The following is a 13,608-nucleotide window of genomic DNA, read 5'->3' as shown; positions in this document are numbered from 1 at the left end:
ACCAGCACAGGGGGATTCCTTTTCGATGGACACACGAACTCTCGCCCGCACGGCGGTGGCCGTCTGTGCCGCCGGTGTCGTGTCAGTCATGGCCATGGCACCGGCTTCGGCGACGGGAAATGCCTCGGTGTACACCAATGGCACGGAACGGGGCCGGGTGAACTACTGGAGCGGTACCGACGACTTCCGGGTCTCCGACACAAGCTGCGACGGCCGCAGCGTCTATACCGAGTACCAAAGGGCCCAAGGGAGCACGGTGAGGCTGCATCACAGGGGTGGCTGCGGCACGCACGTGGATTTCCACCGCGCCTTCGCCGGCGGCCAGACGATCAAGTACCGCGTCTGCGTCGACGTTCCTGTCGCCCGTGACATCTGCGGTCCGTGGAAGCGGGACACCACGGGGTGACCTCGCCCCACACCGGCTCAAGACCAGGCGCCGCGGCCGGAGATGCCGACGGCGCGTAGAAGAAGGGGGAAAGAATGAACCGCGTGAAGAGGAACCTGGCCGTGGCGGGCCTCGCGACGTCCTCGCTCGTTCTGGGGTCTTTCGTGATTCCCGCGACGGCATCGGCTGCACCGGCTCGCTGCAACGAGGTCTTCTACTTCAAGGTGACCAAGTTGGGCCGCCCGACGTACAAGAGCATCGGCCCCACGGTCAGCAAGAGGAACGCCGCCTCGACCACCTCCACCCTCAAGTACGCGATCCGCACCGACACGACCCGTTCCTCCACCTATCACCGCGAGGCCGGCGGCAGCCTGGACTGGGGGATCGGCAAGGTGGAGGCGAAGACCAGCTACGACATCGCCAAGACCGTTTCCAAGGGCAGGACGGTGACGAACACCTTGAAAGTGGGGCCGGGGAAGCGCGGTTACACCAAGCCGATGGTCGAGTACCGCAAGTTCGTGATCGAAGAGTACGTCCAAGGGGAGGACTGCCAGCATTCGCTCTACAAGTCCTACGGAGTGCTGAACGGCATCACTTCCTCGATTCACTTCGCGGAATGCGTCTCCAAGGATCCGTGCACCCCGAAGCCGTAGCGCGGGGCGCGGCGCCGCGCGGCGAACGGTCGGGTGGGGAGGTGAGCGTCCCCGCCCGCCGGCGTCGCGCGGGCGTGCGGCCTGGGGGCTCATCACCAGCCGAACCAGGCCCCGGGGAAGCACCGCTAGGGGGTGAAGCACTCTCTGCCGGGACGGTCGGCGGACGCGTAGTAGCAGGCGCGGAGGCGGGAGGGCTGCGGGGCGGCGATCATGGGTGTGGTGACGAGGTCCTCGATGGCGGAGCGCCGCGTCGCCGTGTTGCTGCGGGAGCGCTGGCCCGGAGAACTGATCTCGATGCGGAAGCCGGCGTGGGTGGGCCGGGCACGGATCCAGCCTGCCTGGCACCGGGGGCTGAGGCGCAGTTCGAGGCGGGTCCCGTCCGTGGCGGTGTAGGACGCCAGGGTCTTCGGGTCCTCGCACGCGGTGGTCCTGGGGTCACGGCCGGCACACGACGTCAGCCGGCAGATCGGTGGGAGGGACACCGTGGATGCCGGGGCGGCGTTGTGGGACGTGTGGTAGAGCGCGGCCGGAACGATCATCATGGCTGAAGCGAGGAGCACACCGATCACCGTGACGACGGGGTGTGCGCCGATCTTCTCGGAGGCGGCCAGCAAGAGGGCGTGTACGGGGCCGGGCGTCTGCCGCGGTACCGGCCCCGGATGAGGGCCTGGTGCTCGGGGCGCGGCCTTGCTCGACACGTACCCGGCGGAGGCGGGCAAGACCTCTCCCGGCGCGGTGACGTCCAGGTCACGTCCGCTCCAGACCGCTTCGGCGCGCGCCCACCGGTCCAGGATGCCGGCGTCGGACGACCGCACTGCCAGGCGGAGGGCCTCGACGGCGTGCCGGGGCGGGAACTGCTTGCCGTTGAGGTAGCGCTCCCAGGAGGATGTGCTGATGGCGGTCAGCCCGGCCAGTTCCGCCAGCGTCAGTCCGCTGCGGTCCTTCAGTTCCCGCAGCCCCTCGATCAGGCTCGCGCAGGCCTCCGGCAGAGCGGGGGGCAGCGGGCGCGGGCGTGTTCCCTTCGCGTACTTCTTCATCGTCGAAACCCCCGTTCCGGCTTTCCGGTCAGTGATCACCGCGCATGCCGCAGCAGGCGCCAGGTGTCCTCCCCCACGACACCGTCGGCGGGTATGTGCCCCTGCTCTTGCAGCCGTTCGACCTGGGTCTGTGTGCGGGGCCCGAAGTACCCGTCGACGTCGCCCGGGGACAGCTCGTGGCGGAGCAGCAGGCACTGCACCTCGGCGGCGTCCGGACCGGTGCTGTTGAGCATCACCTGACGGGACGACGTGGTGCTGTTCCCGGCGAACAGCAGATCGCCGTGCCGGGTGTAGTGGCACTCGTACTTTCCGGCACCGGAGCCGGATCCCCCCGCGGAACCGGGCGCCGGGCGGTGGGTGTCGAGGACCAGCGCCACGGAGAGCACGGCGGAGAAGAGGACCGTTCCCCCGGCCAGGGACAAGGCCGCGACGCGAATCCGCGGGCTGCCGGTGCCCGGACCGTTCGTCGCCCGTTCCGTCTGGTGCCCGACGGCAGAAGTGCCTTCCTCAGCCGTCTTCCACGTCTTTTCCGCGGTATCGCGCAACGCCAGCAAGGGACCGACATCCTCGTCGGCGATCCGGGCCAGCGCCTCGACCGCCGCTACGGGAGGAAATGCCGTGCCGTTGAGATATCGGGCCCATGACGAGGCACTGAAATAGGTCTTCGCCTGGAGGGCTTTCAGTGTCAGCCCGCTGTGGTCCTTCAACTGCCGCAGCGTGCTGACGAACCGCCGCCCGTTGTCGTCCAGTGACGGGGGCAGTGCTTTCCACCTCACCCTGCTCCTTCCCGCGGTGCCGCTCCTGCCGAGTATGGCCAGTGCCGGCGCCGGTGCGAGGGCTTCCGTATTTGCACATGTGCCCGCGGACAGATTCCGGTCATCGGCCAACCCGGCGCGCCGTGGCCGGGGGCCGAGCGCTCCCCGGTCGGCGGCGAGGGGCCGCTGGGCTGTCCCGGGACTTCGCAGCGTCGGACGAATCCGCAGGTGAGCGGCCTGAGAAATCCCGGGACGCCGCTGGGTGCCCCGATGCGCTGGTGGTGCGGCCATGCCGACGCCATGCTCGTTTCCGGAGCGAATCGCCACAGACGCCGCGCTGACAACCGCCTTGAAAGGGGACCTGATCCATGCGTGTTTCGACGCGCCCCCGTAGGGCTGTCGTCTTCTCCGCGGCACCCATCACGCTCAAATGCGCGACGGACGGCCGTTCGAAGACCTGTTGAAGGAACACCGTCCGCAACGCGACGACGAGTTTCCGGAATCAATTCGGTCAGCGGAAATCCTGGGCCGCCGGCCGATACCCGGAAATCCCACCCGCGTGAACCTTCCAGGGCCGCACCTCACATCAGATCAGGAAAGGAAGCAAAACCATGCTCACCACTGCCGAGAGGCCCCGCAGGAGCCTGGCCGCGTCCGTGCTCCTCGCCACGGCCCTGGCCGCCGGCATCACGGCGACCGACGTCACCACTGCCGCGGCGACCGCCTTGCCCGGCGCCGCGCGTGCGGGCTCCACCGCCGACACCGCCGTGCGGGCGTCCTGGCCGACGGTCAAGTCCGGCCAGCGCGGCGTGGACGTGGCCACGGTCCAACTGCTGCTGACCGCGCGGGGCTACACCCTCACCGCCGACGGGGTCTTCGGTTCGGGTACCGCCGCGAAGGTCAAGGCCTTCCAGAGGGCGAAGCACCTCACCGCCGACGGCATCGTCGGACCCAACACCTGGACCAAGCTGGTCATGACGGTCAAGTCCGGTTCCAAGGGTGCGGCCGTGAAGGCCGTGCAGCGCCAGCTCACCGACAACGGCTACGCCGTCACTGCCGACGGGGTCTTCGGTTCGGGTACCGCCGCGAAGGTCAAGGCCTTCCAGAGGGCGAAGCACCTCACCGCCAACGGAGTCGTCGACGTCCAGACGTGGGCCGCCCTGGTGAGGGGCGGAGGCGGCACCGGTGGCGGCGGCGGCAAGCTCAGTGACGCGCAGGCCGCGGCACGGCTGAGGGCGGCGGGCATCACCCGTTCGTCCTCGGGCAACTGCACCAACCGCAACAACAAGAACTGCACCAGCCTCCAGGACATCCGGGTCCGCACGGTCGACGGGGTCATCGCGCTGAAGCGGAAGAGCGGCTGCCGGATCGTCATCACCGGCGGCACCGAGGTCGGCCACGCGGGGGGCACGTACAGCCACTGGAACGGCTACAAGGTCGATGTGGCCCGCACCTCGTGCGTCACCAACTACATCCACGGGCACTCCAGGAAGCACCACAAGCGCGGTGACGGCGCCTGGGTGTGGCGCGTCACCTCCGGCGGCAGGACGGTCATCGACTACGCCGACGAGAACTGGGCCAACCACTGGGACATCACGTACTACTGATGCTTCCCGAGGTGCCCGGCCCGCCCCGGATACCGGCCGGGCACCTCCGCCCCCGCCCCGGGCTCGCCACGCCCGCGCAGGCGGCCACCGGGACATCACCCGCCACGGCGGCAGCCACGCCGCCGGCTCCCGACCCCCGATCCGACGTGGAAAGGCATCCCATGAAGCACCTCGCGACCGTCCTCCTGGGCACCGGAGCGCTGCTGGCCGGCGGCCTGGTCGCCGCGCCCTCCGCCTCCGCCGCCACCCACTGCCTCGGTTCCTCCTGCAACGGCCTGAACCCCGGCAAGACAACCTGCGCGGCCGACGCCCGCACCGTGGCCGAGGGCGCCGGTCCGGTCACGGCCATGGAGCTGCGCTACAGCCCCTCGTGCCGGGCCGCCTGGGGCCGCTTCAGGATCAACGCCCCGTCCGGCTCCAAGATCGTGATCAAGAACAGCCGGGGGAAGCAGTACACGACGTACGGCCGCGGCCACTTCTACAGCGTCATGGTCAGCGACAAGAACGTGAAGGCCTGGGCGTGCGGCACGTGGAAGGCCCGGGGCTCCGACAACGTCGACTGCACCGGCAGCTACTGACGGGCGGCACCTTACATCGGCCTGCTCTCCACTGGCACGATCCTCGTCAGCTCGCCGGTCCCGGCGGGCTGACGACCCATGCGGCCCGCTCCCCACATACCCTGATGGAGACGAGCGACTGAAGCGAATGAGGCGTCGCCGCGGCGCTTGCCCTTCTCGCCGGGGACAGCCGTTGTGCCACGCACCGCGCCGACGGAAGGCCAGCGTTCCGGACGGGCCGTGAGTTCCCCACCGGCATCGAGGACTGTCCCGCACGCGCCACGGAGAAGGAGGACGCCGGTGACAGAGCACGGGGACGCGAGGGGTTTACCGTACGCGCCGCCGACGCGGGTAGCGCGGAAGATCGGCCGCCTGGCCGTCCCCATGGCGCTCGGCGATCTCCTTGGCTATCTCACCATGCTGACCCTGGTCGCCATGGTCGGGCGGATGGGAGACCAGGCCCTGTACGTGCGTTCGCTCTTCCTGCCGCTGGGCATGGTGTTCAGCGCGATCAACGCCGCGCTCGCGGTCAGCGCCCAGGTCGCCTGCTCGCTCAGCAAGGGCCGTGAGAAACCCGACGACGTCTTCCCGCTCACGGTGAGCATGACGAAGGTGTGGGTCGTCCTCGGCGCGTCGCTCACCGTCGTGCTGTCGCTGGGCGCCCCCGGCTTCGCCCATCTCTTCGACGTGTCCGACACGGCGCGAGCGGAGTTCGTGTGGTTCCTGCGCTGGATGTCCGTCGTCAGCCTGCTCGGTTCCGGGCCCACGCTGTGCGCGTCCGCGCTGCGCGGCTTCGGGTTCGCCCGGCAGGGGCTCATGCTGACCCTGGTCAGCTCCTTCACCGAAGTCGCTCTGGTGGCCTGGCTCGGCCTGGGCACCGGCCTCGGCATCAACAGCCTGCCCGTCGCAGCCGCCGTCTGCGCCTTGGCCGGTACCTCCGCGGGCCTGTGGCTGATGCGCCGGGCAGGGCTCTGGCGGCCGGGACAACGCGCGCCGTGGCGGCGCGAAGTGCTCGGCCACGTCCGGTCCGTGGGCGTTCCGGTGGGCGCGACGCTCGGCCTCATCTCCTTCTACAGCCTCGCCCTGCTCTGGGTCCTCGGGCCGTACGGCGAGGCGACCGTCGCCGGATTCTCCACCGCGTCGTCCGTGCAGAGCCTGATCCTCATGCCCGGGATCGTGCTGGGTTCGGCCACCGCGATCATCTTCAACCAGCTGCGCGGCGCGGGTGCGTACGCGTCGCTGGGGGTGACGTACCGCGGCGGCATCGTGCTGTCGTTCGCCGTCTTCGCCGCCATCGCCGTGGTGACGTTCTTCGCCCGCGACGCCATCGCCCAGGTGATGACCGGCGACACCGACGCCGCCGCGGTGGCGAGCGAGTACCTGGGCGTCGTGGCCCTGACCTACGCGGTGCAGGGCCCGGTCCTGGTCGCCCTGACGCTCCTGGAACACATCGGCGGCGGGCGGCTCGCGGTCCTGCTGAACGCCGTCTACTTCGGCGGGAACGTGGTCGTGGGCGGCTGGGTCTGCGCCGCGAGCGACAGCCCCCACGGAATGTACTGGACGGTGGCCGTCTTCAACATGGTCGGCGCCAACGTCCTGGTGGCCGCGGGGGCCTTCGTCAACAAGCAGGTGCGGCGAAGCACCCTGGCCGAGGCGGCACCCCTGTGAACACCGGCGCACCCCGGCACCCGGCACCGGGCTCTGGAGCCATGAGCACTACTGGTTCCCGTACTTCGACGTGCCCGCCTACGGCGCCGTCCGGAACCGGCCAGTGCGCTTCGCCCTGATCGCGGGGGACGCGGGGACTCCTGGGTGCTGATGGCGGCGATCCACTGCGTGATCGACGGGCAGAGCTGGATCGCGCTGGAGAACGCCCTACGCTCCCTGCTCGAACGGCGGCGCGGCCCCGCCCGACCGCCCGACGCCGCTGCGGAAAGCGGCGGGAGCCGGCGGGAACCGGCGGCCGCAAGCTGGCATCATGCCCAGCGAGGACCGAGCCGGGCAGGGGAGTTGGGGGATCCATGACGGGGCCGTCGGGTGTAGTGGAGCGCCTCTACTTCGGGCGGGAGGACGCCGAGCGGGACATGTCCGACGGCCTGCTGCGCGAGGGGTTCCTGCGGACCGCCGCCTACGACGCGGCCGTGTCCGGCCGCAAGATGCTCATCATCGGCCGCAAGGGCTCCGGCAAGAGCGCCATCTGCATGCGTCTGACGGCCGACGGCGTCCACCCCGGCGGCACCGCCCTGATCACCCCCGACGACGCGGCGGGCGACGAGATCCGCCGGTTCGAGCTGCAAGGGCTCACCGGTGACACGGCCAAGTCGCTGATCTGGCGCTACGTCTTCGCCGTCCAAGCCGCGCGGCACATCGTCGCCCACGCCAAGCGGGTCCACGGGCTGCGGCGACTGCCCCGCCCGGTCAGGACACTGCGGCGGTTCCTGCGCGCGAACGGCGAGTCCGCGGGCGAGCCCCGTCTCTACGACCGGCTGCTGCACGGTGTGACCGGGCTCCAGACGTCGCTGTCCCTCGAAGCCTTCGGCGTCAAGGCGGCGGTGGATGTGGGCGGTGCCCCGCCGGCCTCCGAAGGCGCCCGCGCCGCACGTCAGCTGGAGGTCGTCGAGCGGGGCGTGGCGGAGGCGTTCGCGGATCTGGACTGCGCGGGCTCGCACGCCCCGCTCCTGCTGCTCGTGGACCAGCTGGAGCAGATCTGGTCGAGCGACCCGGACAGCAACGCCATGGTCATCGGGCTGCTGCTGGCGGCGAAGCACGTCTCGGGCGCGTACGGCAAGGCGCTGCGCTGTCTGCTCTTCCTGCGCGCCGACATCTACGACACCCTCGACTTCAGCGAGGGCGACAAGTTCCACAGCGAGGAACTGCGCATCCAGTGGACCGCCACCGGCCTGCGGGACCTCGCTCTCGCCCGGGCCCGCGCGTCGGCCGGCGCCGAGCTGACCGGCGACCGGCTGTGGCGGGAGGTCTTCCCGCCGACCGTGGGCGGCGAGGACACCGCCGACTTCCTCTTCGGCCGCGCCCTGCCCCGCCCGCGCGACGCGATCCAGTACCTCAACGCGTGCCGGGACACCGCCGTCGAGCGGGGGCACCAGAGCATCCACGAGAGCGACGTCCTGCTCGCCACCCGGCAGTTCTCGGAGTGGAAGCTGCAAGACCTGGCGAAGGAGTACCTGGTCACCCACCCCTTCCTGGCACAGCTGTTCGTGATGTTCCAGAACACCGGCTACGTGGTGATGCGCAGCGCGCTGGAGGCCCGCTTCGACACCGTCGCCGAGACCCTGCACCGCCAGTACCCCGCGTACGCCGAGGGGCTCACCGCGCCCGGCGTGGTCGACACGCTGTACGGGGTGGGCTTCCTGGGGGTGCGGCGCGGCAACGACGTGGTCTACACGGGCGGGGCCCACGTGCCCGTACAGCCGCACGAGACGGAGTTCCACATCCATCCGTGCTTCCGGCCCGCGCTGGGTGCCACCCACGCCATCGACCTGCACCGGTACGAGCCGCAGGCGCTCACCCACCTGCTGCTGCGGAACAGCTCCTACCCCTCGGCGGGGCTCGGCCCCCCGGTCCGCCGTGACTTCACGCTGCTGGAGGAGCTGGAGCGGTCCTGCAACAGCATCCAACGGCAGGTCGGGCGGGCGGTGGGGCTGCCCACCGAGACCCGCGCGCAGCTCTCGCAGCAGGTCGTCCGGGTGATGAGCGACGCTTCCCAGGCACTGCTGCGGCTGCGCGACGGCGAGGCCGTCGACGCCTACGGCCATGTGCTGGCCGCCGCGCAGTACTTCACCACCGTCGCCGCGCAGTTGCTGGCCAGCGGGGTCGACGACGGCAGCGGCGGCAGCGTGGTGCGCAGGATCGAGGACGAGGCCCGGCGGCTGACCCGTACGGCGGGCGGCAGCCACACGGGGGGCGGGGGTTCCTCCAACTCCTGAGTGCCCGCAGGCTGTTGCCGGTCCACTGTCTTCCGTCCCCCCGCGCTGCTACGGTCCGTTCCATGGCCGTCATGATGTGTTCCCGGCAGGGCTGTGAGCGTCTGCTGTCGGTGTCGCGCGTGCCGGGGGGCAACCCGGTCGCCAGGAACGACCCGGAGCACTGGGCCGTGGTCTTCTGGCACTGCGCGAGCTGCCGCGCCTACTTCTGCGACCGGTGCGTGACCCGGCGTGTGCTGCGCAGGCCGGTCTGCGTCAGCTGCGCGGGCGTCCTCGCCAGGCCCGATATCGACGCCTTGCTGAACTGAGCAGCCCCGTCTGCCCCGTCCGCGGCGCGGGCAGCGGACGCGGACCCTGCCACGCCGCGGCCATCCGCTCCAGCTCCGCCCGCACACCGTCCGCCCGCAGCCACCCGTATCCGGCCCGTGCGAGGTGACGCAGCAGCAGGTCCGCGTCGGCCTCGGACCACACCGGCCGTCCGTGCCGGGCCAGCCGGGGGTCGTACGACACCGACTGGAGGCCGTGCGGCACGGGCCGTCCGAACGGCGTGTGCGCGGCGAGGAACGCCTCCAGGTGCGGGCGGGCGCCCTCGTCCCAGTCCGCCGGCTCCCTGGCCTCCAGCTCCCAGTCGAGCTCCCACCGGCGCAGCGTCCGGTCCGTCCCGGTGGAGACCGCGTACCGCCCGTCGGCACTCAGGTGGACCGACAGCACCCAGCGCCGGTGCCCGCCCAGGGTGCGCAGGCAGCGTCCGGCCCGCAGATCCAGCAGCCGCACGGTCGTGTCCCAGTTGGCGGCCAGCGCGAAGCGGCCGTCCGTGTTCAGGGACACCGAGGTCATCGGCTCCGCGTGCCCGTCGCTCCCGACGTGCTCCTCGAAGACGTGCAGACACCGCCCGCCCGCCACGTCCCACAGCGCCACCCGCCCGTCGCCGTTGGCGGTCACCGCGTGCCGCCCGTCCGCGGTGAGCCGGGCCGAGTGCAGGATGCCCAGCAGCGGCGAGTCCGTCACGGCGTCGCGGTCCAGGTCCTCGAAGGTCCGCACGCGGTGGCCGGAGTCCAGCTCCCACAGCCGCGCCCTGCCGCCCTCGCCGCAGGACAGGAGGAACCGCCCGTCGGCGCTGGGGCACACCGAGTACACCCCCTGCCCTCCGTACTCGTAGGCCCGCAGCATCCGTCCGGTCGCCAGTTCCCACCAGCGCACGGACCCGTCCTCCCCGCCGGAGAAGGCGAAGCGCCCGTCGCCGCTGAAGCTCACCGAGCGGACCTTCGCCCCGTGCCCCGTGAGGACGCTCAGGCAGCGACCGGTGCGGACGTCCCACAGGCGGACCGTCCCGTCCTCCCCGCCGGACAGGGCGAGGCGTTCGTCGGCGCTGAGGGAGACTGCCTCGACCGCTCCCTCGTGCCCGTCGAAGGTGCGCACGCACCGGCCGCCGTCCTCGAAGTCCCACAGACGCAGGGTGCCCAGGTCCGCGCACAGGGCGCGCCGGCCGTCCGCGGTGGCGTGGGCCTGCGTACCGTTCGTGGGCAGCTCGACGGTCCCGGCGGGCCAGGCGCCGCGCACCCCCGTCCGGACGGTGACCAGCGAGAGCCGGTGCCAGGCCGCCAGGGCCCGGGTGTCCCGCTCGTGCCCCGGCAGGGCGCGTGCCTCGGTCACCAGGGCGAGCGCGTCCGCGTACCGCTGCCGTCCCGCGGCCGACTCGGCGTCGTCCAGCAGCGCGGCGACCCGGTCGTCGTACCGGGTGAGTTCGGTGTGGGAGCGGGGGCGGCAGATCCGGAAGGGCGCGGTGTACGCGTCGGGGGCGGGGAGCTGCCACAGGCGTACCCGGTGGTCGCCCCCGGTCAGCACCCGCCGCCCGTCCCCGCTCAGGCTCACCGAGGTCACCTGGGAGAAGTGCGCGTCGTAGGTGCGCAGACAGCGCCCGGTGGCGAGCTCCCACCAGCGCAGCGTGCCGCCGATGGCCCCTGTCACCGCGAACCGCCCGTCGGCGCTCAGCTCCGCCGTCCAGGGGGGCCGGGCGTCCGCCCGCAGGGTGCGCAGGGACCGGCCGGTCGCCAGGTCCCACCACACCAGGGCCCGGTCGCCTCCGCCGGTCAGCGCGTACCGCCGGTCGTGGCTGAGCGCGGCCGGCCAGATCGTGCCGCGGTCCAGGGTCCGCACACGGCGGTCCTCCACCAGGTCCCAGAGTACGGTCCGACCGCCCACGAACAGGGCGAGCCGGCCGTCGGCGCTCAGGCAGGCGGCGTTGACCTCGCGGCCCGCCCCGCCCGGACCCTCAGGGGAGTCGACGACCCGCAGACAGCGGCCGGTGGCCACGTCCCACCAGCGCAGGGTGCCGTCCCAGCCGCCGGTCAGGGCGGTGCTCCCGTCGGGGGCGAGGCGGGCGGCGCGGACCGAGCCGGTGTGCCCGGAGAGCCTGCGCAGGCAGCGGCCGGTTCCGGTGTCCCACAGCCGTACGTCGCCGTCGTGCCCACCCGTCAGGGCGAGACGGCCGTCCGGGCTCAGCGACACCGCGTGCACGGCGGCCCGATGTCCCTTGAGGGCGCGCGGGCGGCCGGTGGCCGTGTCCCACAGCCGTACGTCCCCGGCGTCGTCACCGGACAGCGCGCGGCTGCCGTCCGCGCTGAGACTCACCGCGTGCACGACCGCCCGGTGCCCGGTGAAGGTGGCGAGCAGGCGTCCGCCGGCGGCGTGTTCGCGTTCGGCGTGCGCGAGCGCGTCGCGCAGGGCCGTGCCGGCGTCCGCGTCCGCGGTGGCCTCCGCGGTCGCGGACGCCGCGCGCAGGAGGGGCAGGGCGGACTCGTGATCGCCGCGTTCGAGGTGCACGTGGGCGAGGAGGTGGTCGGCGGGCGAGGGCCCTTCCGCGCTCGCCCTCGCCGACTCCATCCGGTCCACCAGCGCGTCGTCCGCGAGCGTGCCGGACCGCCACCTGAGCAGCCCGAGGTTGTACGTGGCCTGCGGGTGCTGCGGGTCGGCGGCGTGCGCCTCGGCCAGCGCGGCCTCCGCCTCCCGCGTCCGGCCGAGGTCGAGCAGGGACATCGCCCGGTTGTTCAGCCCGTCGGCCCGGTGCACGGCGGCGTTCTCCGCCCGGCGCGGGTACGGCCGGGCAACCTCGCGTGCGTACACCTCGGCCAACTCCCCGGCCACCGCCGCCAGGTCGTCGGGCCGCTCCTCGACGCGCTCGCGCAGACAGCGTTCCAGCAGGTCCGCGAGCGCTCCGGGCATCGAGGCCACCGGGGCGTCGGGCGGCGGGCTCAGCCGGTACGCGGCGAGCGCCGCCCCGGCGGCGGACCCCACGCCCCACGTCACCGCCCCGGTGAACATCTCCAGCACGCTGACCGCGAAGCTCCACACATCGGTGCGACGGCTCAGGGGCGCGCCCCGCACCTGCTCGGGTGAGGCGTACGCGGGCGTCATCCCGCCGTGCGTGACCAGAAGCGTCGCCGCGTCCAGTGCTGCCCCGCCGGGTGCTGCCCCGTCGGCCACTCGGTCCGAGGGCGTCGGCCGGGTGCCGAAGTGCCGGGCCCGCGCGAGCCCGAAGTCGGTGATCTTCGCGGTGCCCCGCCGGTCGAGCAGCACGTTGCCCGGCTTGACGTCCTGGTGCACCACCCCGCTGAGGTGGGCGTGCGCCAGCCCTCGCGCCACCTGGACGGCGATGTCCAGGATCCGGCCCACCACCTCGTCGCGCGCTCCCCGGTAGAGCCGGCCGTCGTCGATCGACTCGCGCAGGCTTCCGCCGTCCACGTACTCCGCGAACACCCGCGGCACCCCGCCGATCGTGCGCACGTAGTGGCATCCGCACAGGTGCGGGTGGAGTTCCAGCCCCACCCACGTCTCCGCCTCGCGGACGAAGCGTTCCTGGTCCGCCTCGTCCCGGAAGAGCTCCGGACGCGGGCTCTTGACGGCGAGATCGGTACCCCACCCCAGGTGCCGCACCCGGTGCACGCGCCCCATGCCGCCCTGACCGAGGGCACCGGTCACCTCGTACACCCCGAGGACCCGGTCACCGACCCGCCAGTCCCGCCACTCCCCCACCGCTGCCGCCGCCCCCTGCCGCATGGACTCAGCGTAATGCGCCGGGCACGGCAGGGACCCGTGAACGAGCCCCGGGACCCACACGTCCGGAATCTCTGCGATGTCACCGGCTCCCGGCGCCGGCGAAGGGCACCTGGGCCGGGGGAACGGCCCGCTGTCCGTCCGGGTGCTGCCACTGGCCCTGTGCCTGGAGCCGGGGCAGGACGCCCTCGCCGAACCAGTAGGCCTCCTCCAGGTGCGGATACCCGGAGAGGACGAACTCGTCGATGCCGAGGGCGTGGTACTCCTTGATGCGCTCGGCGACCTCGTCGTGGCTGCCGACCAGCGCCGTGCCCGCGCCGCCGCGCACCAGCCCGATGCCCGCCCACAGGTTGGGGTGGATCTCCAGGCTCTCCCGGCTGCCGCCGTGCAGCGCGAGCATCCGCTGCTGGCCTTCCGACTCACTGCGCGCGAGACCCGTCTGGACGGCCCGTACGGTCTCCGGGTCGAAGCCGTCCAGCAGCCGGTCCGCCTCCGCCCAGGCCTGCGCGGAGGTGTCCCGGGTGATGACGTGCAGCCGGATCCCGAAGCGCAGGGTACGGCCGTGCTCCGCGGCGAGCTTCCGGACCCAGGCGATCTTCCCGGCGACCTGCGCGGGCGGT

The 13,608-nt window shown here is 72.2% G+C and carries 11 protein-coding genes; 7 read left to right on the top strand and 4 right to left on the bottom strand.

Features of this window, described 5'->3' with window-relative positions; translation table 11 throughout:
• Positions 1 to 88: 88 nt before the first annotated feature.
• Complete coding sequence (locus AQJ11_RS35410; RefSeq protein ID WP_159061739.1) at positions 89 to 406, top strand: hypothetical protein; 318 nt, start codon at positions 89 to 91, stop codon at positions 404 to 406.
• Positions 407 to 480: 74 nt separating this feature from the next.
• On the top strand, positions 481 to 1,038 hold the full coding sequence (locus AQJ11_RS35405) for a hypothetical protein (RefSeq protein WP_014669545.1): 558 nt from the start codon (positions 481 to 483) through the stop codon (positions 1,036 to 1,038).
• A gap of 125 nt (positions 1,039 to 1,163) precedes the next feature.
• Here AQJ11_RS35405 and AQJ11_RS35400 read toward each other — a convergent pair whose 3' ends face one another.
• Together AQJ11_RS35400 and AQJ11_RS47070 are read right to left on the bottom strand one after the other, a co-directional pair.
• Positions 1,164 to 2,075, bottom strand: a complete 912-nt coding sequence (locus AQJ11_RS35400; RefSeq protein WP_059265975.1) for a helix-turn-helix domain-containing protein — start codon at positions 2,073 to 2,075, stop codon at positions 1,164 to 1,166.
• A 35-nt stretch (positions 2,076 to 2,110) separates the two neighbouring features.
• Positions 2,111 to 2,851, bottom strand: a complete 741-nt coding sequence (locus tag AQJ11_RS47070; RefSeq protein ID WP_159061738.1) for a peptidoglycan-binding protein — start codon at positions 2,849 to 2,851, stop codon at positions 2,111 to 2,113.
• Positions 2,852 to 3,441: 590 nt separating this feature from the next.
• Between AQJ11_RS47070 and AQJ11_RS35390 the strand changes: the two genes are divergently transcribed.
• The 5 genes from AQJ11_RS35390 (at position 3,442) to AQJ11_RS49430 (ending at position 9,243) form a co-directional block, all read left to right on the top strand.
• Positions 3,442 to 4,437 carry a peptidoglycan-binding domain-containing protein gene (locus AQJ11_RS35390; RefSeq protein ID WP_244218513.1) on the top strand — a complete coding sequence of 332 codons (996 nt, stop codon included), beginning with the start codon at positions 3,442 to 3,444 and terminating at the stop codon, positions 4,435 to 4,437.
• Between the two features lie 161 nt (positions 4,438 to 4,598).
• Positions 4,599 to 5,015 carry a DUF2690 domain-containing protein gene (locus AQJ11_RS35385; RefSeq protein ID WP_059265974.1) on the top strand — a complete coding sequence of 139 codons (417 nt, stop codon included), beginning with the start codon at positions 4,599 to 4,601 and terminating at the stop codon, positions 5,013 to 5,015.
• Between the two features lie 363 nt (positions 5,016 to 5,378).
• Positions 5,379 to 6,662, top strand: coding sequence for an MATE family efflux transporter (locus tag AQJ11_RS35380; RefSeq protein WP_079082545.1), 1,284 nt, complete (start codon positions 5,379 to 5,381; stop codon positions 6,660 to 6,662).
• A gap of 353 nt (positions 6,663 to 7,015) precedes the next feature.
• Positions 7,016 to 8,938 (top strand): P-loop ATPase, Sll1717 family, encoded by a 1,923-nt coding sequence (locus tag AQJ11_RS35375; protein WP_059265973.1) that lies wholly within the window; start codon positions 7,016 to 7,018, stop codon positions 8,936 to 8,938.
• 62 nt (positions 8,939 to 9,000) lie between these two features.
• Complete coding sequence (locus AQJ11_RS49430; RefSeq protein ID WP_159061737.1) at positions 9,001 to 9,243, top strand: hypothetical protein; 243 nt, start codon at positions 9,001 to 9,003, stop codon at positions 9,241 to 9,243.
• Here the strand turns inward: AQJ11_RS49430 and AQJ11_RS35370 are convergent.
• Both AQJ11_RS35370 and AQJ11_RS35365 read right to left on the bottom strand, forming a co-directional pair.
• Positions 9,191 to 12,991, bottom strand: coding sequence for a serine/threonine-protein kinase (locus AQJ11_RS35370; RefSeq protein ID WP_059265972.1), 3,801 nt, complete (start codon positions 12,989 to 12,991; stop codon positions 9,191 to 9,193). The two genes, AQJ11_RS49430 and AQJ11_RS35370, sit on opposite strands and share 53 nt — an antisense overlap.
• Positions 12,992 to 13,070: 79 nt before the next feature.
• Positions 13,071 to 13,608, bottom strand: a 538-nt coding sequence (locus tag AQJ11_RS35365) for an LLM class flavin-dependent oxidoreductase (protein WP_159061736.1), incomplete at its 5' end; no start/stop codon positions are given.

The sequence above is a fragment of the Streptomyces corchorusii genome (assembly GCF_001514055.1).
Classification (GTDB): Bacteria; Actinomycetota; Actinomycetes; order Streptomycetales; family Streptomycetaceae; genus Streptomyces; species Streptomyces olivaceoviridis.
Note: the sequence above shows the minus strand (reverse complement) of the source record. Positions and strands in the feature narration are given on the sequence as shown.

Excerpts from the sequence above, each read along its gene's own strand:
- AQJ11_RS35410 (WP_159061739.1), top strand. The coding sequence starts at position 89 with ATGGCCATGGCACCGGCTTCGGCGACGGGAAATGCCTCGGTGTACACC.
- AQJ11_RS35405 (WP_014669545.1), top strand. The coding sequence starts at position 481 with ATGAACCGCGTGAAGAGGAACCTGGCCGTGGCGGGCCTCGCGACGTCC.
- AQJ11_RS35400 (WP_059265975.1), bottom strand. The coding sequence starts at position 2,075 with ATGAAGAAGTACGCGAAGGGAACACGCCCGCGCCCGCTGCCCCCCGCT.
- AQJ11_RS35390 (WP_244218513.1), top strand. The coding sequence starts at position 3,442 with ATGCTCACCACTGCCGAGAGGCCCCGCAGGAGCCTGGCCGCGTCCGTG.
- AQJ11_RS35385 (WP_059265974.1), top strand. The coding sequence starts at position 4,599 with ATGAAGCACCTCGCGACCGTCCTCCTGGGCACCGGAGCGCTGCTGGCC.
- AQJ11_RS35380 (WP_079082545.1), top strand. The coding sequence starts at position 5,379 with ATGGCGCTCGGCGATCTCCTTGGCTATCTCACCATGCTGACCCTGGTC.
- AQJ11_RS35375 (WP_059265973.1), top strand. The coding sequence starts at position 7,016 with ATGACGGGGCCGTCGGGTGTAGTGGAGCGCCTCTACTTCGGGCGGGAG.
- AQJ11_RS49430 (WP_159061737.1), top strand. The coding sequence starts at position 9,001 with ATGGCCGTCATGATGTGTTCCCGGCAGGGCTGTGAGCGTCTGCTGTCG.
- AQJ11_RS35370 (WP_059265972.1), bottom strand. The coding sequence starts at position 12,991 with ATGCGGCAGGGGGCGGCGGCAGCGGTGGGGGAGTGGCGGGACTGGCGG.